Annotated in this window: 22 protein-coding genes; 10 read left to right on the forward strand and 12 right to left on the reverse strand. The window is 73.4% G+C overall.

What is annotated here, in order from left to right; all coding sequences use genetic code 11:
* Nucleotides 1-76: 76 nt before the first annotated feature.
* Nucleotides 77-748 carry a hypothetical protein gene (locus ACGF5G_RS32250; protein WP_393269976.1) on the forward strand — a complete coding sequence of 224 codons (672 nt, stop codon included), beginning with the start codon at nt 77-79 and terminating at the stop codon, nt 746-748.
* Here ACGF5G_RS32250 and ACGF5G_RS32255 read toward each other — a convergent pair.
* From ACGF5G_RS32255 to ACGF5G_RS32270, 4 genes are all read right to left on the reverse strand, one after another.
* The gene (locus ACGF5G_RS32255; protein ID WP_393269879.1) at nt 727-981 is read right to left on the reverse strand and encodes a hypothetical protein; all 255 of its coding nucleotides are present in this window, start codon (nt 979-981) and stop codon (nt 727-729) included. The two genes, ACGF5G_RS32250 and ACGF5G_RS32255, sit on opposite strands and share 22 nt — an antisense overlap.
* The gene (locus ACGF5G_RS32260) at nt 915-1,193 is read right to left on the reverse strand and encodes a hypothetical protein (protein WP_393269882.1); all 279 of its coding nucleotides are present in this window, start codon (nt 1,191-1,193) and stop codon (nt 915-917) included. The genes ACGF5G_RS32255 and ACGF5G_RS32260 overlap by 67 nt, the downstream gene beginning before the upstream one ends.
* 266 nt (nt 1,194-1,459) lie before the next feature.
* Complete coding sequence (locus ACGF5G_RS32265; RefSeq protein ID WP_393269885.1) at nt 1,460-2,458, reverse strand: hypothetical protein; 999 nt, start codon at nt 2,456-2,458, stop codon at nt 1,460-1,462.
* Nucleotides 2,459-2,730: 272 nt separating this feature from the next.
* On the reverse strand, nt 2,731-4,209 hold the full coding sequence (locus ACGF5G_RS32270; RefSeq protein ID WP_393269888.1) for a glutamate--cysteine ligase: 1,479 nt from the start codon (nt 4,207-4,209) through the stop codon (nt 2,731-2,733).
* Between the two features lie 183 nt (nt 4,210-4,392).
* On the opposite strand from ACGF5G_RS32270, the gene ACGF5G_RS32275 reads away from it, so the two are divergent.
* The gene (locus ACGF5G_RS32275; RefSeq protein ID WP_393269890.1) at nt 4,393-4,731 is read left to right on the forward strand and encodes a DUF3817 domain-containing protein; all 339 of its coding nucleotides are present in this window, start codon (nt 4,393-4,395) and stop codon (nt 4,729-4,731) included.
* 17 nt (nt 4,732-4,748) lie between these two features.
* Here the strand turns inward: ACGF5G_RS32275 and ACGF5G_RS32280 are convergent, their stop codons facing one another.
* Together ACGF5G_RS32280 and ACGF5G_RS32285 are read right to left on the reverse strand one after the other, a co-directional pair.
* Nucleotides 4,749-5,609 (reverse strand): alpha/beta fold hydrolase, encoded by an 861-nt coding sequence (locus ACGF5G_RS32280; RefSeq protein ID WP_393269893.1) that lies wholly within the window; start codon nt 5,607-5,609, stop codon nt 4,749-4,751.
* A 111-nt stretch (nt 5,610-5,720) separates the two neighbouring features.
* Entirely contained in the window at nt 5,721-6,269 is a 549-nt protein-coding gene (locus tag ACGF5G_RS32285) for a hypothetical protein (protein WP_393269978.1), read from the reverse strand.
* A 142-nt stretch (nt 6,270-6,411) separates the two neighbouring features.
* On the opposite strand from ACGF5G_RS32285, the gene ACGF5G_RS32290 reads away from it, so the two are divergent.
* From ACGF5G_RS32290 to ACGF5G_RS32300, 3 genes are read left to right on the forward strand one after another with little or no spacing between them, the layout of a single operon-like run.
* Nucleotides 6,412-7,536: a Vms1/Ankzf1 family peptidyl-tRNA hydrolase gene (locus ACGF5G_RS32290; protein WP_393269896.1), complete on the forward strand. Its 1,125-nt coding sequence runs from the start codon at nt 6,412-6,414 to the stop codon at nt 7,534-7,536.
* Complete coding sequence (locus ACGF5G_RS32295) at nt 7,529-9,292, forward strand: thiamine pyrophosphate-binding protein (RefSeq protein ID WP_393269898.1); 1,764 nt, start codon at nt 7,529-7,531, stop codon at nt 9,290-9,292. Before ACGF5G_RS32290 ends, ACGF5G_RS32295 begins: the two co-directional genes overlap by 8 nt.
* Before the next feature lie 51 nt (nt 9,293-9,343).
* Nucleotides 9,344-10,441 (forward strand): iron-containing redox enzyme family protein, encoded by a 1,098-nt coding sequence (locus tag ACGF5G_RS32300; protein ID WP_393269900.1) that lies wholly within the window; start codon nt 9,344-9,346, stop codon nt 10,439-10,441.
* 128 nt (nt 10,442-10,569) lie between these two features.
* On the opposite strand, the gene ACGF5G_RS32305 is transcribed toward ACGF5G_RS32300, so the two are convergent.
* Nucleotides 10,570-10,800 (reverse strand): CDGSH iron-sulfur domain-containing protein, encoded by a 231-nt coding sequence (locus ACGF5G_RS32305; RefSeq protein ID WP_393269903.1) that lies wholly within the window; start codon nt 10,798-10,800, stop codon nt 10,570-10,572.
* A 190-nt stretch (nt 10,801-10,990) separates the two neighbouring features.
* Here ACGF5G_RS32305 and ACGF5G_RS32310 point away from each other — a divergent pair, with 190 nt between their 5' ends.
* Entirely contained in the window at nt 10,991-12,412 is a 1,422-nt protein-coding gene (locus ACGF5G_RS32310) for a hypothetical protein (protein WP_393269905.1), read from the forward strand.
* 228 nt (nt 12,413-12,640) lie between these two features.
* Nucleotides 12,641-13,780, forward strand: coding sequence for a SigB/SigF/SigG family RNA polymerase sigma factor (locus tag ACGF5G_RS32315; protein WP_393269908.1), 1,140 nt, complete (start codon nt 12,641-12,643; stop codon nt 13,778-13,780).
* Between the two features lie 78 nt (nt 13,781-13,858).
* Here ACGF5G_RS32315 and ctaD read toward each other — a convergent pair whose 3' ends face one another.
* The 3 genes from ctaD to ACGF5G_RS32330 all read right to left on the reverse strand — a co-directional run bounded on the left by ctaD (nt 13,859) and on the right by ACGF5G_RS32330 (nt 17,268).
* Nucleotides 13,859-15,862 carry a cytochrome c oxidase subunit I gene (ctaD, locus tag ACGF5G_RS32320; RefSeq protein ID WP_393269910.1) on the reverse strand — a complete coding sequence of 668 codons (2,004 nt, stop codon included), beginning with the start codon at nt 15,860-15,862 and terminating at the stop codon, nt 13,859-13,861.
* Nucleotides 15,863-15,968: 106 nt separating this feature from the next.
* Nucleotides 15,969-16,697 (reverse strand): ATP-binding protein, encoded by a 729-nt coding sequence (locus ACGF5G_RS32325; protein WP_393269913.1) that lies wholly within the window; start codon nt 16,695-16,697, stop codon nt 15,969-15,971.
* A gap of 118 nt (nt 16,698-16,815) precedes the next feature.
* On the reverse strand, nt 16,816-17,268 hold the full coding sequence (locus ACGF5G_RS32330) for a DUF4383 domain-containing protein (protein WP_393269980.1): 453 nt from the start codon (nt 17,266-17,268) through the stop codon (nt 16,816-16,818).
* A 105-nt stretch (nt 17,269-17,373) separates the two neighbouring features.
* Here ACGF5G_RS32330 and ACGF5G_RS32335 point away from each other — a divergent pair, with 105 nt between their 5' ends.
* Nucleotides 17,374-18,171 (forward strand): RNA-guided endonuclease InsQ/TnpB family protein, encoded by a 798-nt coding sequence (locus tag ACGF5G_RS32335; protein WP_393269916.1) that lies wholly within the window; start codon nt 17,374-17,376, stop codon nt 18,169-18,171.
* 184 nt (nt 18,172-18,355) lie between these two features.
* Here ACGF5G_RS32335 and ACGF5G_RS32340 read toward each other — a convergent pair whose 3' ends face one another.
* Together ACGF5G_RS32340 and ACGF5G_RS32345 are read right to left on the reverse strand one after the other, a co-directional pair.
* Nucleotides 18,356-19,513 carry a glycosyltransferase gene (locus tag ACGF5G_RS32340; RefSeq protein WP_393269918.1) on the reverse strand — a complete coding sequence of 386 codons (1,158 nt, stop codon included), beginning with the start codon at nt 19,511-19,513 and terminating at the stop codon, nt 18,356-18,358.
* 76 nt (nt 19,514-19,589) lie between these two features.
* Nucleotides 19,590-20,588, reverse strand: a complete 999-nt coding sequence (locus tag ACGF5G_RS32345; RefSeq protein WP_393269983.1) for a glucosyl-3-phosphoglycerate synthase — start codon at nt 20,586-20,588, stop codon at nt 19,590-19,592.
* 210 nt (nt 20,589-20,798) lie between these two features.
* Between ACGF5G_RS32345 and ACGF5G_RS32350 the strand changes: the two genes are divergently transcribed.
* Nucleotides 20,799-21,806, forward strand: a complete 1,008-nt coding sequence (locus ACGF5G_RS32350; RefSeq protein WP_393269921.1) for a Gfo/Idh/MocA family protein — start codon at nt 20,799-20,801, stop codon at nt 21,804-21,806.
* Nucleotides 21,799-22,887, forward strand: a complete 1,089-nt coding sequence (locus ACGF5G_RS32355) for a zinc-binding alcohol dehydrogenase (protein ID WP_393269923.1) — start codon at nt 21,799-21,801, stop codon at nt 22,885-22,887. The genes ACGF5G_RS32350 and ACGF5G_RS32355 overlap by 8 nt, the downstream gene beginning before the upstream one ends.
* Nucleotides 22,888-22,893: the final 6 nt, after the last annotated feature.

The raw sequence follows: 22,893 nt of genomic DNA on the forward strand, positions 1-22,893 counted from the left end.
TCTCGTGGGGTGAGATGACGCTTTCGTGGTGACCGCTGGGGTGCGGGCGGAGCGGGAGGTGCGTCGAGGTTTAGATGTGCCGGTGACCGTTCATGACGTAGTCCGTGCCTTGCCGGACATCCAGGTGCTTCGCGAGCGGTGTCGCGCGTTGGCGATGCTGGACGCGATCATGAGTCCGGAGTGGGAGTTGCGGTACTACTCGTTTGATTCGCGCTGGGCGCCGGATGAGCAGATGGCGTCGATGCGAAATGGGTCCGGCGACGTGTGGTCGATCGTGTTCTCGCCGGCCGGTGCGTTCATCCGTGGCTTCGATCACGAGTCGCCGATGAGCTCGGCAGGCAACGATGACGAGCTGTGGCCCGGACTGGTCGATACGGTGCCGGAGGTCTTCTCCGCCTATGTCGACGAACCGGCGTTCAGCTGCGAGGGCAGGCTGGAAGCGACGGTCTGTCTGTGGCGGCAGCACGGTGAGGACCAGTGGCATGCCGGAGAGATCGACTTCCCTGACGGTGATGACCCGGACGGTGCCAACCGTCTGTTCAAGGTGCTGGTAGAGGGCACTCCGGCGGCGTACCAACGCTTCGCCGAAGACTACTACGAGACGGCCGTCGATCTGGAAGCAGTCGGCGAGACTTTTGCTCTGCGCCCGCTGACCGACGAGCTGGTGCGCCGCTTGAATGCTGATCTCGTGGTGGCCGATCTTGCCGAGGATCTCGCTGAGATTGGCTACCCGTCCCGGCCGGTGTAGCGGTTCCAGGTGCTGCCGGCAGAGGCGTAGTGGCGTTGCGTGGTGGTGTGGTGGAAGTCGAGGGCTTGGGCGACGACTTGGAGTATGAGTTGGCGCAGGGCGGCGAGGCGGCCGGGGACGGTCGGGATGCCGAGGTCGCGGATGAGCGGGGCGATCGTGCGGATGGTCAGGGGTTGGCCGGCGCGGCGGCCGGGGAAGAACCAGCGGGCGTCGCGGTTGGTGGCGATGCGCATGTTGGTGCCTGGTCACGCATGGCCAGCAGTAGTTCGGGGACCGGTGTCGGCGGGTCGCCGATGCGTAGGAGGACGTCGGCTCCGGTGGTGTCGATGTCGTCGATGGTCAGGCTGAGGATGCGGTCGAGGGGTTGGGCGTAGAGCAGTGGGAGGATCGCGGCGACGCGGGTGCGCAACTCGCCGGTGTCGTCGGTGATCAGCTTGCGCAGCATTGCGAGACGGCGGTGCTGGGTGATGGGGGTCTGCTGGCCGGACGGTGCGGAGGAATGTGCAGTCGCGGCCTGTGCCCGGCGTGGGTTGCCAGGTCAGGAACGGTTTGAGGAGTTGCCGCTGGTGGGGGCGGTGGTCGACGAGCCAGCGGTCGAGGTCGTCCTGCCGTAGGAGAGCGAGAGTCAGGCCCTGCTTTCGGATCCAGGTGATGAAGTCGCCGGCGGCTCGGGACCAGGGCGGTGCCGCCCCGGTCCCGAGCCCGGGCCGGTCAGGACCAGGGGGCCGTCGGATACCAGGGGATGATCTCGCGGCGGGCGAGGATCCGCACGTCCCAGTAGAGGAACGTGAAGGCGCCGGCCACGATGAACGCGACCGCGGTCAGGGTCGCCAGTCGGGTCGGCCGGGCGCTGAACCACCGTTGCAGGCGGGAACCGGCGAGCCAGGCCAGCAGCAGGAACAGCACCGCCATGATGACGATGTTGCCGATCGACTGGAGGGTGAACGCGGCGGCCCCGTAGAGCGGGTTGCCGCTCTCGGCGGCGTCGCGGAACATCTGCCGGAACAGCGCGAACGGCCGGCCGATGAGGAAGCCGGCGATCAGCGCGCCCATGAAGACCATCGGCGCGTTCGGGTACCGCTGGGCGATCCGGGCGAACGGATCCGGCACCACGCCGAGCGCGGCCAGGCCGAGGTAGATCATGATGAGCCCGATCAGGCCGAAGACCACCATCGACTGGATGCTCCGCGGCGACAGGCTGCCGGGGCTGTTGCTGGCGGTGGAGAACTGCGGCATCGACGTTCCGACGAAGCCCACGATCGCGCCGTACGTGGCCGACACCGCGATCATGCCGACCGACATCCAGCCCAGTGGCTTCAGCGGCTGCACGAACCTGCTGAGCCTGCTGCCGGTGGTGCCGGTCAGCGGGGCGAGGGCGCCGAACGCGGCGATGTTGCAGGCGGTGAACGTGCCGGCGATCCCGGAGACGAAGGCGAACAGCACGCCGGCCGCGACGCCCTGGATGGGGGTCTCCTTGGCGTCGTGGCCGAGCAGGGTGTTGGCGACGTTGTCGCCGATGGTCCGGTCGACGAACTCCGCCGACCAGATCACGGTCAGCAGGAAGCCGCCGAGGACGCTGAGCAGGATGATCAGCCCGCGCCGCCGGGGGAAGTGCCCGGTGACGAACGCGGACGTGCCGGTCTGCGCGGTGTCGGGTCGGATCCGGACGGGTACGTCGGGTTGCTGGGGGGACCGCTGGGTCTGCGTCACGTGCGCTCCTCAGGGTGGGGGGTGGAACCCGGGCGCGACCGCCGATGTTGGCGACGCCGCCCGCGACCGGCGTACGGGAGCCACCGGTCGGCCTGGACGCACCCGCCCGACCCCCTCCTACCAGCAACGAATCGTGCGGGATCGATGTCCGCGTCTCATCATGGGGCGCTTCCGGTCCCGGGGGTTCTTCCGCCCTGCGCAATCGCGCTGGGTGATCGACCTGGGCCCCAGAGTGCCCGCGCCGATCCCGCCGGTCGCCCGGCCCGCCCTGATCAAGGCAGCGGCCACTCGTGGACCGGCCGGTTGCTGTGCATCAGCGTCACGTAGTGCCGCACCACCTCGCGCAGCGCCTCCGGCCGGTCGAGGTGGTCGGTGGACTCCAGCCGGTGCAGGGTCTCCACCTGCCAGCTCGCGCCGTTGCGCCCCGTCAGGCAGCGCTGCTCGATGATGCCGAGCAGCCGGTCGCGCTCGCCCGGGTCCAGGCCCCACCGGTCCAGCCCGTGGTGGGCCAGCGGCAGCAGTCGCCGCAGCACCAGCTCGGTGACGGGGAGGTAGCCCAGGCCGGGCCAGAAGACCTGGGCGTCGATGCCGTGACGGGCGCAGCTGGTGAAGTTCTCCTCGGCGGCGCTGAAGGACATCTGCGACCACAGCGGCCGGTCGGCCTCGGCGAGCGCCCGGACCAGGCCGAAGTAGAAGGCGCCGTTGGCGATGGTGTCGAGGACGGTCGGCCCGGCCGGCAGCACCCGGTTCTCCACCCGCAGGTGCGGGCGACCCTTGAGCACGTCGTAGACGGGCCGGTTCCACCGGTAGACGGTGCCGTTGTGCAGGCGCAGCTCGGCGAGCTTGGGCACGCCGCCGGCGGCGAGGGCCTCGGCCGGGTCCTCCGGGTCGCAGACCGGCAGCAGCGCCGGGAAGTAGCGGACGTTCTCCTCGAACAGGTCGAACACGGTGGTGATCCAGCGTTCCCCGAACCAGACCCGGGGGCGTACGCCCTGCGCCTTGATCTCTTCGGCGCGGGTGTCCGTGGCCTGCTGGAACAGCGGGATGCGGGTCTCCCGCCACAGCTCGCGGCCGAAGAACAGCGGCGCGTTGGCGCCGAGCGCCACCTGGATGCCGGCGATCGCCTGGGCGGCGTTCCAGTAGTCGGCGAACTGGGCGGGGCTGACCTGCAGGTGGAACTGGGTGCTGGTGCAGGCGGCCTCCGGGGTGATCGTGTCGGCGGTGACGGCGAGCCGCTCCACTCCGTTGATCGCGATCCGTAGGTCCTCGCCCCGGGCCGCGAAGATCTGCTCGTTGAGCAGCTCGTAGCGGGGGTTGGCCGACAGTGCCGCCGCGGTCAGGTGCTCCGGGCGCAGCGTCGGCAGGATACCGATCATGACCATGTGGGCGCCGATCGCGCGGGCCTTCTGCTCGGCGGCGTTCAGGCTGGCCCGCACGTGCTCCTCGAACTCGGCGGTGCCGGTGCCGGTCAGCCGGCGGGGTGCCACGTTGATCTCCACGTTGAACTGGCCCAGCTCGGTCTGGAAGCTCGGGTCGGCGACGGCGGCCAGCACGTCGGCGTTGCGCATGGCGGGCATCGAGTCCCCGTCGACCAGGTTGAGTTCGATCTCCAACCCGGTCATCGGCCGGTCGACGTCGAACCGCGACTCGCGCAGCATCTCGGCGAACACGTCGAGGCAACGGCGCACCTTCTCCCGGTAGCGGGCCCGATCCTCGCGACTGAAGGTCCGCACGCCGACTTCCTCGCCCATGGTCACCACCCTGTCACCGCTGGTCCCCTAAACCTCGCACGCCGCGTCGGGGCCGGGGAAGACCTGAGACCTCTTCTCTACCCAGAGGGGCTCCCGGTGATCCCCGTCGCCCGTGCCCCGGTCGCGCCCGGGCGCGACCGGGGCCACCGATAGCATGGCCGGCGGCGAGAGGTGGAGATGCTGATGCGCGAGAAGGTGACCCGGTTGTTCGTGGTGGCGGCGATCGCCGAGGCGATCTCCTGGGCCGCCCTGCTGGCCGGCATGGCGGTGAAGTACGGCCCGCCCGCCAACGAGCTGGGCGTGCAGGTCTTCGGGCCGATCCACGGCGGCCTGTTCATCGCGTACGGCGTGCTGGTGCTCGCGGTGGCCCGCCTGCGCCGGTGGAGTCTGCTGGCCACCGGGGTGGCCCTGGCCTGTGCCGTGCCGCCCTTCGCCACGCTCGCCTTCGAGCGTTGGGCGCGGCGGCGCGGCATGCTCGACGCCGCCCGCGAGCCCGCCCGCGAGGCCGCCCCGGTCGGCTGACCCGCCCGAGCGGGCGGCTACCCGGCGAGGAAGGCGGACAGTTCGGCGGCGAGCTGTTCCGGCGCCTCCTCGGCCATGTGGTGGCCCGACTCGACCGGTGCGGCCCGCACGTCGTCGGCCCACTCCCGCCAGATCGCGGCGGGGTCGCCGTAGAGGTCCACCATGTCGTCCCGGGTGGACCACAGGAAGAGCACCGGGCAGCTGATCCGCCGGCCGGCGGCCCGGTCGGCGTCGTCGGCCGCCCGGTCCGGGCCGAGGCCCGCCCGGTAGTCCTCGCACATGGCGTGCACGGTCGCCGGGTCGTGGATGGCCCGGCGGTAGTCGGCGTACGCCTCCTCGCCCATCTCGGCGGGGGAGCCGCCGTACCAGGCGTCCGGGTCGGCGTTGATCACCTGCTCGGCCGGCTTGTCGAGCTGGCCGAGGAAGAACCAGTGCCACCATCGGGCGGCGAACCGGGCGTCGGCGCGGGCCAGGGCCTCCCCGATCGGCACCCCGTCGAGCACCCCGAGGCGGCTGACCCGGTCGGGGTGGTCCAGCGCGGTGCGCATCGCCACGTAGCAGCCCCGGTCGTGCCCCACCACGGCCGCGCGGTCGTGGCCGAGGGCGTCGAGCAGCGCCACGACGTCGCCCGCCATCGCCCGCTTCGAGTACGGCGCGTGGTCGGGGGTGCTCGGCGGCGTCGACGAGCCGCCGTAGCCGCGCAGGTCCGGGCAGATGACCGTGTGCCGCTCGGCGAGCAGCGGCGCCACCCGGTGCCAGGTGGCGTGGGTGCGGGGATGGCCGTGCAGCAGCACCACCGGCGACCCGGACCCGCCGTGGCGTACGCGCAGGCGTACCGGCCCGAGGTCGATCTCGTCGAGCGTGAATCCGGCGAACATGGCGCCTGCGGTGCCCGGGCGCGCGGGGCGCGAAACGTCAGATCGGCGCCGGCGCGCGAGCCAGGCCGGCGCCGGGGGGGCGAGACGTCGGGTCGGCGCCGGGCGCGTGACTCAGGTGAGCGCGGCCCAGGCCAGCAGGGCGGCGACCAGCAGCCCGCCCAGTGCCGCCTGGAGCAGCAGCGGCGGCCCGAGGTGCGACCACAGCGTGGCGGTGCGCGGGGTGAGCAGCTGCCCGGTCGTCAGGTTGACGATCCGCTCGATCTTCGGCGGCAGGTCGGGGTCGCCCTGCCGGCGTAGCGTGAGCTGCACGTGGTCGGCGGGGTGCAGGGCGCTCTGCGGCAGGTGCCCATGCAGCTCGACCTCGCAGAGCTGCCCGGCGGAGTCGCGCAGCCGCACCGGGGTGACCAGGTATTCCGGGCCCTTCTTCAGGTCCTTGAACCGCCGGCGGGCCGCGCCGGAGCCGGCGGAGAACAGGGACCGGACCACCGCCGCCAGCAGCCCGGCCACCCCGGCCGCCGCGAGCACCGCGACCAGCACCGGCTGGCCGATCCGCACCTCGCGCGGGTAGCCGTCGAGCAGGCGGACGACCCGGCCGGTGACGATCCGGCCGGTGGGGTGGACGATCCGCCGGATATGGAGGTCGCTGTCCATGGTCACCACCCAGAGTCCGGTTGCGTTCACCGATGGTATCGGCCATCCGGCCTGAACGACGTGAATGAATCCTGGTCACGCGCTCACGGCGGCCAGGTGACAACCGGACCGGCGCGGGTAAGCGGGGGGCCGAGCTGGAAAGGGGTCGAGCATGCAGCTGTCCTTCCTGCGCCCGCTCTACGACCGGCCGGGGCCGTGGGTCTCGGTGTACCTGGACGCCTCCGCCAACACCCATGACGCCCACCCGGCGCTCGATCTGCGGTGGCGGGGCCTGCGCAACCAACTCCAGGAACAGCGCGCCGACGTGGACACGATCGACGCGGTCGAACGGGTCGTCCGCGGGCACGACCCGATGCCGGGGGACTACGGCCTGGCGATCTTCGGCACCCGGGGCCGGGTGGTGCTGTCGGAGTACCTCTCCGCCCCGCCGCTGCGGGACCTCGCCGCTTTCACCCCCCTGCCGCACGTGATGCCGCTGCTGGCGCAGCGCGGCGAGCAGGTGGCGTGGGTGCGGGTGCTGGCCGACCGGACCGGGGCCGACGCCATGGCGATCAGCGCCGGCGGCGTGCCGCGCCGCGCCCACGTGACCGGCCGGGAGGACTTCCAGTTGCGCCGGGTGAAGCCCGGCGGCTGGTCCCAGTCGCGGTACCAGCGCGCCGCCATGGAGGCCTGGCACCACAACGCCGGCGACGTCACCGCGGCGACGGTGGAGCTGGCCGAGAAGGTCGGCGCGGACGTGGTGGTGGTCGCCGGCGACGTGCGGGCCACCGGCGTGATCGCCGCCCAGATGCCGCAACGCTGGCAGGACGTCGTGGTCCGCACCGACGCCGGCTCCCGGGCCGGCGGCGCCGACCAGACGCTCCTGGACGACCTCACCGTGCAGACCATCGCCGAGGTGGCCGACCAGCGGATCACCGCCGCGCTGGACCGGTTCGGCATGCAGGAGGACGTCGGCGCCGGGCTGGAAGCGGTGGTCTCCGCGCTGCAACGCAACCAGGTCGACACCATGCTCATCGTTGACGACCCGTCGGCGACCGGGGAGTTGTGGATCGGGCCGGACCCGACGGCGATCGCCACCGACCCGCGGCAGCTCGCCGACATGTCGGTGCGCGACCCGGAGAAGGTCCGTGCCGACGCCGCGCTCGTGCGCGCCCTGGTCGGCACCGAGGCCGAGCTGACCGTGCTCGGCCCCGACGAGGCGCCGGAGCTGGCCGACGGCGTCGGGGCGGTGCTGCGGTACGTCGACGCCGCCACACCGGGGCGTGGCAGTGCCTGAGCGGACGGTGGCCGACCTGGTGGTCGAGCGGCTCCGTGCCTGGCGGGTGCCGCGGGTCTTCGGCTATCCCGGGGAGGCCATCGCCCCCGTGGTCGAGGCGCTCGACGCCTCGGGCGGGGACCCGGCGTTCGTCCCCGCCCGGCACGAGGAGACCGCCTCCTACATGGCCACCGGGCACGCCAAGTTCACCGGCGGGATCGGGGTTTGCCTGGCCACCCAGGGGCCGAGCGCCGTTCAGCTGCTCAACGGGCTCTACGACGCCAAGCTGGACAGCAAGCCGGTGGTGGCCATCGTCGGCGAGGACGTCTCCGGCCCGCTCGGCGGCGCCCACCAGGAGATCGGGTTGAGCCGGCTGTTCGGCGACGTGTGCAACCAGTTCGTCCGGTACGGCCGCACCCCCGCCGGGGTGCCGGCCCTGCTCGACCAGGCGTTCCGCACCGCCGCGGCCACCCGCAGCCCGGTCTGCGTGGTGCTGCCGCGCCAGTTGCAGGAGACCGCCGTGCCCGACCTGCAACCCCAGGCGGCAGGCGTGTTCGCGGCGATGCCCGGGGAACCACTGGCCCGGGTGCTGCCGCACGACGTCGACCTGGAGGCGGCCGCCCAACTGCTCGCCAACGGCAAGCGCACCGCCATCCTGGTCGGGCAGGGTGCCCGGGGCGCGGCGGAGGACATCGTCGCCCTCGCCGACCGGCTCGGCGCCGGGGTGGCGGCCTCGCTGCTCGGCAAGCCGGTGCTCGACGAGCGGCTGTCCTTCCACGCGGGCGTGCTCGGCGAGGTCGGCACCCCGGCCGCCGCCGAGCTGATGGGCGGCTGCGACACCCTGCTGCTGGTCGGCACGAACGACCCGTGGACTGACTACTTCCCGATGCCGGGGCAGGCCCGCACCGTGCAGATCGACATCGACGGGCGCCGGATCGGCACCCGCTACCCGGTGGACGTGCCGCTGGTGGGGGACGCCGCGGAGACGCTGCGGGCGCTGCTGGCCAGGGTGCCGGAGCGGCCCAACGCCCGCTGGCGGGAGACCGTGGAGGGCTCGGTCGACCGCTGGCGGGCCGAGCGCGCCGACCGGGCCGCCGCCCCCGCCGAGCCGGTGAACCCGCAGCTCGTGGTGCAGGAACTCGCCAGCCGGTTGCCCCGGCGCGGGGCGGTCGCGGTGGACGTCGGCTCGGTCATCTACTGGTACGCCCGGCACCTGGAACTGCCCCCCGGGGTGAACGCCCAGCTCTGCGGCACCCTCGGCTCGATGGGCTGCGCCCTGCCGTACGCGGTGGCGGCCAAGCTCGCCGCTCCGGACGAGCCGGTGATCGCCCTGCTCGGCGACGGCGCCATGCAGCTCAACGGGCTGGCGGAGCTGATCACCGTGGCGCACCACTGGCGGGAGTGGCGCGATCCCCGGCTGGTCGTGCTGGTGCTCAACAACCGGGACCAGTCCGGCATGGGCGGCGGCCGCCCGCCGTCCACCGACCCGACGCGCCGCCGCCCCGACGTCCCGTACGCCGGCTGGGCCCGCCTGCTCGGGCTGCACGGGGTGCGGGTCGACCGGCCGGAGCTGGTGGGGGCGGCCTGGGACGAGGCGCTCGCCGCCGACCGCCCGTGCGTGGTGGAGGCGGTGGTCGACCCGGCGGTACGTTTGGCGCCCCCCGAGCCCGCGTTCGCGGACCTGCGCGGCGTCTTCGCCGATGGCGACGCCGCCCGGCGGGTCCGCGACCGGATGCTGACCACCGGGGTGGCCGTGGAGGCCGAAGACCTCGTTTAGCCGCCCGGCGGGCGGGCACTGAGGACCGGCAGTCAGACGCGGGAGGTCGCCTTGTCCGAGCCCACCGATCGCCGGTACGGGCCCGCGCGTCTGCCGGAGCCCCGCGGACCGGTCTCGGCGGCGGTGCTGGACGCGCTGCGGCAGGAGCCGCACGACCTGCCGGCCGGGCTCGGTGCTCGGCTCGACCCGGTCGACCCGCTCACCGACGAGGACCTCCAGCTCACCCTCTTCTGCTGCTACGAGCTGCACTACCGGGGCTGGCGGGGCGTCGACGACGACTGGGAGTGGCAGCCGTCCCTGCTCGCACTGCGCGCGTACGCCGAACGGGTCTTCGAGGCGGCGGTGCGGGCGCTCGTGGGGCCGCTGCCGGCGTTGCTGCCCGGCGGCGTGCCGGCCGCCCTCGCCGACGTGGTCGCCGCGGACGCCGGGCCGTCGCTCGCCGGGCACCTCCACCGCCGGGCGTCGCTGGCGCAGTTCCGGGAGTTCGTCACCCACCGCTCGATCTACCACCTGCGGGAGGCGGACCCGCACAGCTGGGGCCTGCCGCGCCTCGGCGGACCGGCGAAGGCCGCCCTGGTGGAGATACAGACGGACGAGTACGGCAACGGGCGGCTGGACCGGATGCACGCCGAGCTGTTCCGGGTGACCCTGGACCGCCTGGGGCTGGACACCGGATACGCCGCCCACCTGGACGCGGTGCCGGCGGTCACCCTGGCCACCAACAACCTGATGTCGCTGTTCGGGCTGCACCGGCGGCTGCGCGGGGCGCTGCTGGGGCACCTCGCCGCGTACGAGATGACCTCGTCGCTGCCGAACCGGCGGTACGGCAACGGGCTGCGCCGGCTCGGCCTGGACGAGGCGGCCACCCGCTTCTACGACGAGCACGTGGAGGCCGACGCGGTGCACGAGCAGATCGCCGCGCACGACCTGTGCGGCGGCCTGGTCCGGGTGGAGCCGGGGCTCGCCCCCGACGTGCTCCTCGGTGCCGCCGCCGCGCTGGCGGTGGACCGGCTCTTCGCCGCGCACCTGCTCGACGCCTGGGCCGCCGGCCGCACCTCGCTGCGCCCGACCCCCGGCCCGCCCCGGGCCACCCTGCGGGAGTCCCCCCGGCCCGGCGGGATGGCCGCGCCGGTCACCGCCGTGGCCTGACCCGCGCGGCCCGCCCTCCGCGCCTGCCCGATCCACCGCTCGTCGATCTTGCGCTTTCGGCCCCTGTCACGGGTTGTTCATCCCGATTCGTGGGGGCACCAAACGCAAGATCGCGGGGTGGGGCGGGGTCAGGTCTGGCGGGTGGTGCCGGCGCGGAAGCCGATCACCTTGTGCGTGCCGTCGCAGAAGGGCTTGAGCGCGGACTTGCCGCACCTGCACAGCGCCACGGTGCCCCGCCGCGCGTCGATGGTCTCGCCGTCCGGGGTGAGCAGGGCGAAGTCGCCCCGGACCAGCAGCGGGCCGTCCTGGTACGGGGTGATGGTGGCCGCCGCGGCGGGCGTGTCGTCGTCTGCGCGCATGGGCGCTCATGTGCCCGCCGTCCCGGCGCCGAAACCCCTGGTCACGGCTCGGGTGCCCGGCCGGCGGCGGGGACGGCGGCAACCGCCCGGATCTTCTGATTACTCCCGCCCGGTGGTCGATGCCCCGTTTGAACCCCATCGGGACGGGAAGCCGGGCCGCGTGGTGAGCGAACGAGGCAAGGTGGGGCCGGTGCACAAGGTGCGCAAGGGGCTCACGGCCGACGGTGCCGGACTGGCGGGCGACCGGGTGGTGGCCGCCGGCAGCGCGGCCCGGGTCCTGGTGGCCGCCACCGCGCGGGCGCTGCGCGGCACCGACTGCGCCGACCTGGGACACCCCGGACACCCCGGCCCGCTGTCGCGGTTCACCGGCGCGCCCGAGCCGGTCCGGCGGGCGGCGGTGGTCCGGGCCGCCGGTCGGGTGGCGCTCACCCCCGGCCAGACGGCCGAGGTCGACGCCGAGCGGATCGCCCGCTGGTTCGTCGACCAGTACCCCCGCCGCCGCTACCCGGGCGCCCTGCTCGGCTCCCCGCACGGGGCCGCCGCGCACCTGGCGGCGGCGCTCGGCGTGCCCTGGCTGCCCGCCGGGTTCGAGATGAGCGTGCACTGGGCCCAGGGCGCCGTGGACAGGCCGCAGGCCGCCCTCGACCACGGAGCGGCGCTGACCGCCCGCCTGCTCGCCGGCAACCCCGACCTGCACGTACGCCAGGTGCACTGCCCCGCCAGCCGGGGCGCGCTGGCCGGCGCCACGGTGTCGCTCGGGGCCCGGTGGCGGTCCCTGCCGGCCGCGTACGCGCGGTTCCTGGCCGACCTGCTGGAGCCGGGCGCACCGGTGCTGCTGCTGCGCGACGTCCGCACCTGGCCGGTGTTCGACTCCGCGCCCGGCCACAGCTTCCAGGTCGGCTGCCCGGGCAGCGGCCTGGACCCGGTGGACTTCCACCCGGACAGCCACGCCCTGCGCCAGGTGCTCCGCTCCGCCGGCGGGGACGGCGCGCACTGGCAGCCGCCGGAGGTCTGCGCGCCACCCGCCCCGGCCGAACACGGCGTGGAGTCCGGTTTCGAGGACAGTGCCCGGGAGTGGACCGCCCGGCACCGGCATCCGCTGCACCGCGTGCTCGTCCCGCGGCCGGGCGCGCTGAGCGCCGCGACCGCCGACCTGTACCGGCGCTGGCTGCGCGCGGCCGGCAAGACCGGCAACCGGCTGGTGGTGGAGTGCGGCCGGCTGCTCGACCCGTGGCAGGTGGTGCGGGCCGGGATGGTGCCGTACTGGTGCGAGAACGCCACCCGGCGCAGCGTGGAGGGGGTGGAGTGGTGGCTCGCCGGCAGCGAGCCGTTCAGCTCGGTGGACGTCCTGCCCGAGCCGCCCGGCCTGCGGTCGCCGGCGCTGGCCGGGTTGCCGCAGTGGCTGGCCGTCGCCGGCTTCGGCCGCCGCCGGCGGGCGCTGGACCGCACCTCGGCGCGCGGCTACCCGGTCACCTCCGTGCCCACCCGCCGGGCCACCGAGGTGCTGCGGGCCCAGCCGTACGACCTGCCGACGCCGCCGCCGATGACCGTCGCCGAGGCACTCGCGGCACTGCGGGACAGCGGCGCCCACCAGGGGTTGCTGATCTGTTGAACCAGCCCTGTCGAAACATCCTCGCGAAACCGGGGTCCCGTGATTGAGTACCTACGGAGCGGGAACACCGCTGGCTGCGACGGCCTGATCACGCCGTCCGGCGCGGCGTCGTCGCCCGCTGGCATCCCAGTCATGTGACCCACTTCCGGCCCGGTGCGTGGTGCGACCACGCGCGCGCACGACCGGTTTCCTGAATCCGGGCGGGGGACCTTCCTGAGGGAGGCGCGGATGTTCGGACAGAGCACCACAACCACACCACCTCCGACCGATCGGGGCCTGGAGGACCTGGACGCGGCCGCGCTGGCGTACGCGGCCCGGATCGAGGGTCTTCCGCCCGAACGGCGCCAGGAGGCGCGTGACGACCTGGTCCGGTTCGCCCTGCCGTTCGCCGGCCGACTCGCCCGCCGGTACCGGGGGCGGGGGGAGCCGCTGGAGGACCTGGAGCAGGTCGCCCGCCTCGGCCTGGTCAACGCCGTCGACCGGTACGACCCCGAGCGGGGATCCTTCACCGCGTACGCCGCGATCACCATCGTCGGCGAGATCAAGCGCCACTTCCGCGACCGCACCTGGGGCGTGCACGTGCCCCGCCGGCTGCGCGACCTGATCCTGGAGGTGGGGCAGGCGACCGCCGCGCTGACCAGCGAGCTGTCCCGGGCCCCGTCGGTCGCCGAGCTGGCGGCGCGGCTGGAGACGCCGGAGGAGGAGATCCTGGCCGCGCTGGAGTCGGCGGCCGGCTACAGCCCGGCCTCGCTCAACGCCCCCGTCGGCGGGGAGAGCTCGGCCGAGTTCGGCGACCTGGTCGGCGAGTCCGACAACGCGCTGGAGTCCGTGGACGACCGGGTGACCGTCAGCGGGCTGCTGCACCGGCTGCCCTGGCGGGAGCGGCGCATCCTGGCCATGCGCTTCTACGGCAACCAGACCCAGGCGGAGATCGCCGCCCGGTTCGGCATCTCCCAGATGCACGTCTCGCGGCTGCTGTCGCGGGCGCTGACCTGGCTGCGCCAGGCGATGCTCGCCGACGCCCCGCCGCCGTGGCAGAACGGCGCGGCCGAGTCGGACAGCACGAAGACCCGCATCTCCGTGAAGCAGAACGGCGACCGGGTGGTCGTGGAGGTCGGTGGGGAGGTCGACCGGGACGGCGCGGACCAGCTCCGCAGGGCCATGCTGGAGGCGGTGACCGGCCAGCCCGCCGAGGTGGTGGTGGATCTGGTCGGCGCGGGCGGCTTCGACGCCGGCGGCATCGCCGCGCTGATGGCCGGCCGCGAGGCCGCCGCCCGCACCGGGGTGCCGCTGCGGCTGACCCGGGTCCAGCCGGCCGTGCGCCGCTCGCTCAGCGCGGCGGGACTGTCTCCGACGCGCGACAACTGACGCGCGCTGGCGTCTGCCTGCGGCCAGACGACGAAAAGGGGTCGGCGCACGGTGCGCCGACCCCTTTCGCGTACCCGCTCAGCGCTCCGGGGTGTCGTCGGGCTCGCGGGGGTGCCGCCAGCGGTCCTTCTCCGGCGGTTCCGGCTGGGCGCCGGGCCGGGTCTCCTCCTCCGGCTCGGTGTACTCGAAGCTGGGCCGGCGCACCTCCTCGGGCGCCGGCACGTCCACCGGCCGGGCCCCGGACTGTGGCGCGGGGTGGTAGCCGGCCGCTTCCCGTGCGCCGTGCGCCCCCTCGGCGGCCGGCGCCTCGGGCAGGTGCTTCTCGCGGTGCAGCTCTTCGCGGAACTGCTGCGGCGGCTTGGTGGTGCGCTGGGGCAGGTCCCGGCCGAGGTCGGCGACCAGCGGGCCGTACTTGGCGTCGAACGCGGGGCGCTCGGAGCGGATCCGGGGCATCCGGTCGAAGTTGCGCAGCGGCGGCGGGCAGGTGGTGGCCCACTCCAGGGAGTTGCCGTAGCCCCACGGGTCGTCGACCGCCACCATGGCGCCGTACCGCCAGGTTTTCCACGCGTTCCAGATGAAGAAGAGCGTGGACGCGCCGAGCACGAACGCGGAGATGCTGGAGAAGGTGTTCAGCGCGGTGAAGCCGTCGGTCGGCAGGTAGTCGACGTACCGGCGGGGGAAGCCCTCGTTGCCCAGCCAGTGCTGGACGAGGAAGGTGCCGTGGAAGCCGAGGAACATGGTCCAGAAGTGCGCCTTGCCGAGCCGCTCGTCGAGCAGCCGCCCGGTCATCTTCGGCCACCAGAAGTAGAAGCCGCCGAAGAGGGCGAAGACCACGGTGCCGAAGAGCACGTAGTGGAAGTGCCCGACGGCGAAGTACGTGTCGTGGGTGTGCCAGTCCGCCGGCGGGCTGGCCAGCAGCACCCCGGTGAGGCCGCCGAAGAGGAAGGTGACCAGGAAGCCGATCGCGAACAGCATCGGCGTCTCGAAGGTGAGCTGCCCCTTCCACATCGTGCCGATCCAGTTGAAGAACTTCACCCCGGTGGGCACGGCGATCAGGTAGCTCAGGATGCTGAAGAACGGCAGCAGCACCTGGCCCGTGGCGAACATGTGGTGCGCCCACACGGTCATCGACAGCACGGTGATCGCCATGGTGGCCAGCACCAGACCGGTGTACCCGAAGATCGGCTTGCGGGCGAAGACCGGGATGATCTCGGTGATGATGCCGAAGAACGGCAGCGCGATGATGTAGACCTCGGGATGGCCGAAGAACCAGAACAGGTGCTGGAAGAGCATCGACCCGTTGTTCTCCGGGGTGAAGACCTGCGCGTTGAGCAGTCGGTCCGCCGCCAGCGCCAGCAGCGCCGCGGCGAGCAGCGGGAAGACCAGGAGCACCAGCACGCTGGTGAACAGCATGTTCCAGGTGAAGATCGGCATCCGGAACATGGTCATGCCGGGCGCGCGCAGGGTCAGGATCGTGGTGATCAGGTTGACCGCGCCGAGGATGGTGCCCAGCCCGGAGACGACCAGGCCCACCACCCACATGTTCGCGCCGACGCCCGGGGAGTGCTCCTGGCTGCTCAGCGGCGTGTACGCGGTCCAGCCGAAGTCGGCGGAGCCGCCCGGGAGGGCGAAGCCGCCGATCACCATCAGGCCGCCGAACAGGTAGAGCCAGTACGCGAGGGCGTTGAGCCGGGGGAACGACACGTCCGGCGCGCCGATCTGGATCGGCACGATGTAGTTGGCGAACCCGAACGCCGCCGGGGTGGCGAAGAGCAGCAGCATCACCGCGCCGTGCGAGGTGAACAGCTGGTTGTACTGCTCGGGGGCGAGGAACTGCAGACCCGGTCGGGCCAGCTCGGCCCGCATCAGCATCGCCTCGACCCCGGCGACCAGGAAGAAGCCGAACGAGGTGAGCAGGTAGAGCAGGCCGATCTGCTTGTGGTCGGTGGTGGCCAGGAACCGGATCAGGGTCCCGCCGGGGACCGACTTGCGCAGCGGCCCGGGGAAGCCGCCGAAGCGTGCCGGTGCCAGGATCGCCGGGCCCCGGTCGCGTGGAGGTTCCGTGGTTACCCGCTTGGGCATGTGACTCTCACCCCGCCATGACGACAGAAAGGACGGCGTGCCTACCCGCCCCTCTGCCCATGTAACCAGGCGACAGCGGCTATTCAGGCTAGAGCGGTAATTTCGGTCAATTGGCGGGCAGTACGGCCCAGACGGCCTTCCCGTCGCCGGCCGGCACGCTGCCCCAGCGCTGCGCCAGCTCGCGGACCAGCATCAAGCCACGGCCGCCCTCCGCCAGCAGCTCGGGGGAGCCGGCCCGGGCCGAGGCCCGGCAGCCGTCCACCACCGCGAGGTGCAGGTACGGCTGACGCAGGGTGAGCGTTACCTGCATCGGGGTCCCGGCGTGCCGGACCACGTTGCCGACCAGCTCGCTGAGCACCAGCGAGGCCGGGCCGGCCGCCTGCGGCAGGTTCCACCGGGCGCACGCGTCGGCGACCAGCTCGCGGGCCCGCCGGCAGGCCTCCGCCACCGGTTCGAGCCGGGCCCGCAGCCGGGGCACCACCGCCGCGTTCGCCACCCGGGTGGCCTCCTCGCAGTCGCGGCGCACCGGCACCACCCGGCAGGCGGTCGACTCCGCCAGCCAGCCCGCCGCCTCCGGCGGCGGGGCGCAGAGCACGACCGGCACCGCCGGCCAGTCGGCGGCGCGCCGGGCGGCGGCCGCGAAGACCGAGAGCGCGAGCCGGTCGCGGACGGTGACGTCGGTCAGGTCGACCACGAGGGCGTCGGGCTGGGCGGCCAGGCAGTCCGCCAGCACGGTGTGCACCGCGCGCATGGTGCCGACATCGAGGCCGCCGCGGAGCCGTACGACGGTCACGGGCGACGCGTCGCGCACCTCGCAGGTGATCCGGCTCGACATGTGTGCGCCCTCGCTTCGCAGGGTCGGGGACCTGCGAACTACCCGGGCACCGGGGGAGTCAAACCGGAACGGGGCGCGACCGCGACGGTGGTCACGGCCGCCCACCGGTCGCAATGCGTCACCGGCGGGGCTGCCCCCGCGTGGTCAGCACGCCGAGCGCGATCATGCCGACGCCGAGGAACAGGTGCAGCCAGTTGTCGGCGTTGTTGACCGGGACGAAGTTGGCCCCGCTGTCGTGGTCGACCACCAGGCCGTAGAGCCAGAGCACCAGATAGATCGCTCCGCCGCCGACCAGGAAGGTGCGGGCGCCGGAGATTGTCCGGGCCAGCGCCAGCCCCGCCACCCCGAAGAGCAGGTGGACGATGTTGTGCAGCACCGAGACCTGGAAGAGGCCGAGCAGCTTGGCGTCGGACTCGTGCCCGGCGAACCGCAGGTCACCGAAATCGCTGGTGACCCCCGGCACGAAGCCGAGCACGCCGACCAGGAGGAAGACCACCGCCACGACGCCGGCGGCCCGCCGGACGGGCGCCTTGCCGTCGGCCGGGTTGCGCCGGGCACGGGAGTGCGCCATGGGACCGGTCACCGGGTCACCGCCAGGATGCCCCGTCCTTCAGGGCGGGGAGGAATGGCGGATGCGCTGTCAACCATGATCGTCCTTTCTGGTAGGACTGGTCCTGTGCGGACGGCGTACAGGTGTCGGGCGTACCCGACCCCGGAGCAGGTGGCGGTGCTGAACCGCACGTTCGGGTGTGTACGCGTCGTCTGGAACCGCACCCTCGCCGCCCGTCACGCCCGCTGGCACACCGAACGGAAGTCCACCTCCTATGCGGAGACGGATCGGGCGTTGACGGAGATGAAGAAGCAGCCCGATCTGGCGTTTCTGGGTGAGGTGTCGTCGGTGCCGTTGCAGCAGACCCTGCGGCACCAGCACACCGCCATGAAGGGCTCCGCCAACCGCGCCAAAGCCAAACGGAAAGTCGCCCGGGCGCATTCGCGGGTACGTGACGCGCGCCGGGACTTCCTCCACCAGCAGTCCACCGCCCTGGTGCGCCGGTTCGCCGCCATCGCGGTGGAGGACCTGGCGGTGGCGAACATGGTCCGCAACCGCTGCCTGGCCAAAGCGATCTCGCGTACCGGCTGGGCCGAGTTCCGTACGTTGCTGACCTACAAGGCGCACCGCGACGGCCGTATCCTCGCGGTGGTGGACCGCTGGTACCCGTCGTCGAAGACGTGTTCGGCGTGCGGGCACCTGCTCGCCCAGCTTTCCCTCGGCACACGCCACTGGTCGTGTCCGGGTTGCGGCACCCGGCATGACCGGGACGTCAACGCCGCCCAGAACATCGCCGTCGCGGCCGGGCTGGTCGAGACGCAAAACGCCTGCGGAGCGGACGTCAGACACGAAGGAACTCCTTCCGTGCGGTCTGCGGTGAACCAGGAACCCCAACCCGCGAGGGTGGGAATCCCCCGCCTCTAGACGGGGGAGGATGTCAACGCGGTCTCCTCACTGTGCGTGGGAATGCTGGGCCGTCCGCGCCTTCCCGCTCCCCGTCCCGCCAAACCCGCGGCCGGCGGATTTCCTCGTGCCGCTCCGGCGGCCACGCGACGGCCGGGGCCGTCCCGCCCTGCCAGGCGGACCGACCCCGGCCGGGAGCGTGGGATCAGACCGGTTGCAGCCGCGGTGCGGCGGCCAGCTGGCGGACCCGTTCGTAGAGGCCCACGTACTGCTCCGCCATCACGGCGGGGGTGAAGCGCGCCGCGGCCTCGCGTCGGCACTCGTCGGGGTCGAGGAGGCTGGCGGCCAGCAGCAGGTCGGCCAGCTCGTCCTCGTCGGTGGTGAGCAGGCCCGTGCGGCCGTGCTCGATCAGCTCGGGCAGACAGCCCCGCGCCGTCGCCACCACGGGCGTGCCCAGGGCCAGCGACTCGACCACCGCCGTGCCGCCCGGCTCCTCCCAGCGCAGCGGGAACAGCGAGGCGCGGGCGCCCGCCAGCAGGTCGTCGCGCTCCTGCCCGGCCACGGTGCCCACCCAGCGGACCAGGTCGCCGTCGACGTGCGGCGCCACCTCGTCGTAGAAGAACCGGACGTCCGGGTTCTGTCGTGCCTCGTCCCCGGCGGCGGCCAGGTCCTCCGGCCGGTGGTACGGCCCGACGGGCCCGGCGAGCACCAGCGGTACCCCCACCCGGTGCGCGAGGCGGGCCCCCAGGTCCTGGCCCTTGCCGGGGTTGATCCGGCCCAGGATGACCAGGTAGTCGCCCTTGTCCGCGCCCGGCCGCCGGTCGGCGTCGACGGCGAGGGGGGTCGACAGGTGCACATGCCCCACGGAGTGCTCCCGCAGCGCCCGGGGCGCGCGGGCCAGTTGCGAGGCGGACACCCCGTTGACCCGGACCCGTTCGCCGCCGTCCAGGTTGCCGTAGAGCGCCGGGTGCTTGGCCAGGTCCCAGTGCAGCGTGTGCAGCGCCGGCGGGGCGTCCGGGCCCATCGCGGCGAGGGTGGCCAGGCCCACCGCCTCCACGTGGTCGTGCACCAGGTCGATGTCGTCGCGGGAGTGCAGCGCGCGCACCACCCCGTTCAGGTGCGCCTGGGAGATGCCGCAGACCTGGTTGTACGGCCGTTGCAGCGCGTGGAACTGCCCGTCGGGAAAGACGGACAGCTTCTCGTCGACCGGCAGGGTGCTGCTGTCGACCGACGCGAGCACCACCCGTACGCCGAGGCGGCGCAGCTCCGGCACCAGCGTCGCGATCACGTTCTCGATGCCGCCGTAGCCGGGCGGCGGCACGGACAGCCACGGACCGGCGTTCATCAGGACGGTGAGGCTCATCGTGCGGGGTTCCTTCCCTCGGCGGGGCCCTGGGCCGTCCGCGACCGGTCACCTGCGTTCTGGTGCGGCCGGGCGGTCACGCCGCGGCCACCCGTCGGCGGGGGATCCGGTGCCGCAGCTCCGCCAGGGGCGGTCGTTCCTCGATGGATACGTCGCTGACGACGATCTCCCGGTCCAGGTTGGGCAGCGCGTCGGAGCCGCCGCGCCGGAACTGGGTCAGCAGGGCGGCGGGCATCGCGCCCGGGGCAGCCCAGCCGCGTCGCTGCAACCGCGACCAGGCGGTGAGCATGATCTGGGCCGACATCCGGCCCAGCGCGGCGGTGTCCTGGTGGCGGTGCTTGCGCTCGCCCAGGTCCACCTGGGCCAGCGCGTCCAGCCCGACGAGGTCGAGCAGGTCGATCAGCATCGCCGTCTCCACCCCGTAGCCGGAGACGAACGGCACCCGCTCCAGCACCTCCCGGCGGCCGGCGTATTCACCGGCGAGCGGCTGGACGAAGCCCGCCAGCTCCGGCCAGAACAGGTTGAGCAGCGGCCGGGCCATCAGCTCCGTCACCCGGCCCCCGCCGTCGGCCTCCACCCCGGTCGTCCCGACCAGCGGGCGGTGGTAGAAGCCCTTGACGAAGTCGACCGACGGGTCGGTCAGCAGCGGGCCGATCAGCCCCGTCACGAAGTGGGGGCGGAACTCCCGCAGGTCGGCGTCGACGAACGCGACGACGTCCCCCTCGGCCGCGGCCAGCCCGGCCCAGAGCGCGTCGCCCTTGCCGGTCAGCCGGGGCAGCCCCCGGGTCATCGCGTCCTGGCCGACCACCTCCGCGCCGGCGGCGCGAGCCACCTGCGCCGTGCGGTCGGTGGAGCGCGAGTCCACCACGATCAGTTCGTCCACCAGGGCCACCCGGTCCATCAGGTGCTCCCGGATGGTCGACACGATCGCGCCGACCGTCGCCTCCTCGTTGTGGGCCGGCAGGACCACGCTGACCCTGCTGCCGCCCTTCGCGCGCAGCAGCCGCCGCGCCGGCCAGTCGGCCGCGGACGTGGTGCGGTAGGTGGCCCAGGCCTCCACCACCGGTGAAACCATCGTCTCCGTATTCCGCACAGGCACCCCCTGATCGTGGCGGAAAAACCCGTTCTGTTTTTCCCACTACTGCGCTCGCGCTAACCGCAGCATGCCTAACAGCTTGATCACGGAGGTCACGCGGCCGGGTTCCCCCCTGGTGAACGTTTGATTGCGCCCACGCGGGGGGAGTGCACTCGACGGAACGTGAAACCGTGGCGGAAGGGCTTTTACATGCGCACGTGCCGGGTGGGACTGGTAGGGGCCGGCGGGGTGGCGCAACGCCACGCCCGGGTGCTGGGTGGCTTCGCGGACGTGGAACTGCTCGGGGTGACCGACGTGGTCCCGGCGGCGGCGGCGGAACTGGCCGGCGCGCACGGCGCCCGGACGTTCGACGGCGTGGAGGAGTTGCTGGCCGCCGGGCCGGACGCGGTGTACGTCTGCGTGCCGCCGTTCGCGCACGGCCCGGCGGAGGAGGCGGTGATCGCGGCCGGGGTGCCGATGTTCGTGGAGAAGCCCGTCGCGGTCGACCTGGCCACGGCCGAGCGGATCGCCGACCTGGTCGCCCGGCGGGGGCTGCTCACCGGCGTCGGACACCACTGGCGGTACCTGCCGGTGGTGCAGCAGGCGCGGGAGCTGCTCGCCGGCCGTCCGGTGCGGATGGTCAGCGGCGCGTGGTGGGACAAGGTGCCCCCGGTCGCCTGGTGGTCCAGGCGGGACCGCTCCGGGGGACCGGTGGTGGAGCAGGCCGCCCACGTGCTGGACCTGGTGCGGACGCTGGTCGGGGAGGCGACCGAGGTCACCGCGTACGGCAACGGGACGCCGCCGCCGGTCGACGGCGCCGACATCGACTCGGTGACCACCGCGGCGCTGCGGTTCGCCGGCGGGGCGGTCGGCACGCTGACCGCCGCCTGCGTGCTCGGCTGGAAACACCGCGCCGGCGTGGAGATCCTCGCCGACGGGCTGGCCCTGTCGCTGGCCGAGGACAGCCTGGTGGTCCGCGACGCCGACGGCGAACGTCGCTTCGGCGCCGACCCCGACGCCGCCCGGGTGGCCGTCGACCGGGCCTTCGTCGACGCGGTCCGCGGGGTCGGCGACGACGTCCGCGTCCCGTACGCCGAGGCGCTCGGCACCCAGCGGCTCGCCCTCGCGGTGGCCGACTCCGCCCGCACCGGCCGGACCGTACGCCTGGACCGCCCGGCCGCCGCGCCGCTCGCCACGGGGGTGACCGTCGATGCGTGACAAGGTGGTGGTGGTCAGCGGCCCGGGCCGGGTGGAACTCGTCGAGCAGGACGCCGCCGAGCTGACCGACGGCACGTTCCGGGTCGAGACGCTGTTCAGCGGCGTCTCCGCCGGCACCGAGCTGAGCTACGTCAAGGGCACCAACCCCTACCTGCACGTCACCTGGAACGCCGACCTCGGCCTGTTCCAGCCGGGCGGGGCGAGCACTCCCTACCCGGTGACCCGGCTGGGCTACATGCAGGTCGGCCGGGTGGTGGAGAGCCGCACCCCGGCCGTCGCCGTGGGCACCGTCGGCGCGATGACGTACGGCCACCGCACCGGCTGGGTCGCCGACCCGGTCGCCGAGCGGTTCGTGCCGCTGCCCGACGACATCGACCCAGTGCTCGGCGTCTACGTGGCGCACATGGGGCCGATCTGCGCCAACGGGGTGCTGCACGCCGCCGCCGACCTGCACGGCGCCGACGTGCGGTCGCTGGGCGACGGCGTCCGGGGCCGCCGCGTGGCCGTCGTCGGCAGCGGGGTGGTGGCCCTGCTCACCGCCCTGTTCGCCAAGCGGCACGGCGCCGCCTCGGTGGTGGTGCTCGACCCGACCCCGCAGCGGCGGGCCGTCGCCGAGGCGCTCGGCCTGGAGACCCTCGACCCGGAGGCCGACGACCCGGCGGTGGTCCTCAAGACCCGCTGGGCGCACGGCCCCGGCGACCGGGGCGCCGACGTGGTGTTCCAGTGCCGGGGGCAGGCCTGGGCGTTGCAGCTCGCGCTGCGCCTGCTGCGCCCCCAGGGCACGGTCGTCGACCTGGCCTTCTACCAGGCCGGCGCGGACGCGGTGCGGTTCGGCGAGGAGTTCCACCACAACGGACTGTCGCTGCGCTGCGCGCAGATCGGCCGGGTGCCGCGCGGGCTCGCCCCCACCTGGGACCGCGAGCGCCTCTCCGCCGAGACGATCGACCTGCTGCGGGCGTACGGGGACGTGGTCCGCAAGCACCTGGTGTCGGCGGTGGTGCCGTTCGAGGAGGCGCCGACGCTGCTGACCGACCTGGCCGAGCGGCGCCGGCAGGAGCTCCAGGTGGTGCTGACCGTCTGACATCCG

The sequence above is a fragment of the Micromonospora sp. NPDC047730 genome, assembly GCF_043204765.1.
Classification (GTDB): Bacteria; Actinomycetota; Actinomycetes; order Mycobacteriales; family Micromonosporaceae; genus Micromonospora.

Coding starts and splice junctions, on each gene's coding strand:
- ACGF5G_RS32255 (WP_393269879.1), bottom strand. CDS start 981: ATGCGCATCGCCACCAACCGCGACGCCCGCTGGTTCTTCCCCGGCCGC.
- ACGF5G_RS32260 (WP_393269882.1), bottom strand. CDS start 1,193: ATGCTGCGCAAGCTGATCACCGACGACACCGGCGAGTTGCGCACCCGC.
- ACGF5G_RS32270 (WP_393269888.1), bottom strand. CDS start 4,209: ATGGGCGAGGAAGTCGGCGTGCGGACCTTCAGTCGCGAGGATCGGGCC.
- ACGF5G_RS32275 (WP_393269890.1), top strand. CDS start 4,393: ATGCGCGAGAAGGTGACCCGGTTGTTCGTGGTGGCGGCGATCGCCGAG.
- ACGF5G_RS32280 (WP_393269893.1), bottom strand. CDS start 5,609: ATGTTCGCCGGATTCACGCTCGACGAGATCGACCTCGGGCCGGTACGC.
- ACGF5G_RS32290 (WP_393269896.1), top strand. CDS start 6,412: ATGCAGCTGTCCTTCCTGCGCCCGCTCTACGACCGGCCGGGGCCGTGG.
- ACGF5G_RS32305 (WP_393269903.1), bottom strand. CDS start 10,800: ATGCGCGCAGACGACGACACGCCCGCCGCGGCGGCCACCATCACCCCG.
- ACGF5G_RS32315 (WP_393269908.1), top strand. CDS start 12,641: ATGTTCGGACAGAGCACCACAACCACACCACCTCCGACCGATCGGGGC.
- ctaD (WP_393269910.1), bottom strand. CDS start 15,862: ATGCCCAAGCGGGTAACCACGGAACCTCCACGCGACCGGGGCCCGGCG.
- ACGF5G_RS32325 (WP_393269913.1), bottom strand. CDS start 16,697: ATGTCGAGCCGGATCACCTGCGAGGTGCGCGACGCGTCGCCCGTGACC.
- ACGF5G_RS32330 (WP_393269980.1), bottom strand. CDS start 17,268: ATGGCGCACTCCCGTGCCCGGCGCAACCCGGCCGACGGCAAGGCGCCC.
- ACGF5G_RS32340 (WP_393269918.1), bottom strand. CDS start 19,513: ATGAGCCTCACCGTCCTGATGAACGCCGGTCCGTGGCTGTCCGTGCCG.
- ACGF5G_RS32345 (WP_393269983.1), bottom strand. CDS start 20,588: ATGGTTTCACCGGTGGTGGAGGCCTGGGCCACCTACCGCACCACGTCC.
- ACGF5G_RS32350 (WP_393269921.1), top strand. CDS start 20,799: ATGCGCACGTGCCGGGTGGGACTGGTAGGGGCCGGCGGGGTGGCGCAA.
- ACGF5G_RS32355 (WP_393269923.1), top strand. CDS start 21,799: ATGCGTGACAAGGTGGTGGTGGTCAGCGGCCCGGGCCGGGTGGAACTC.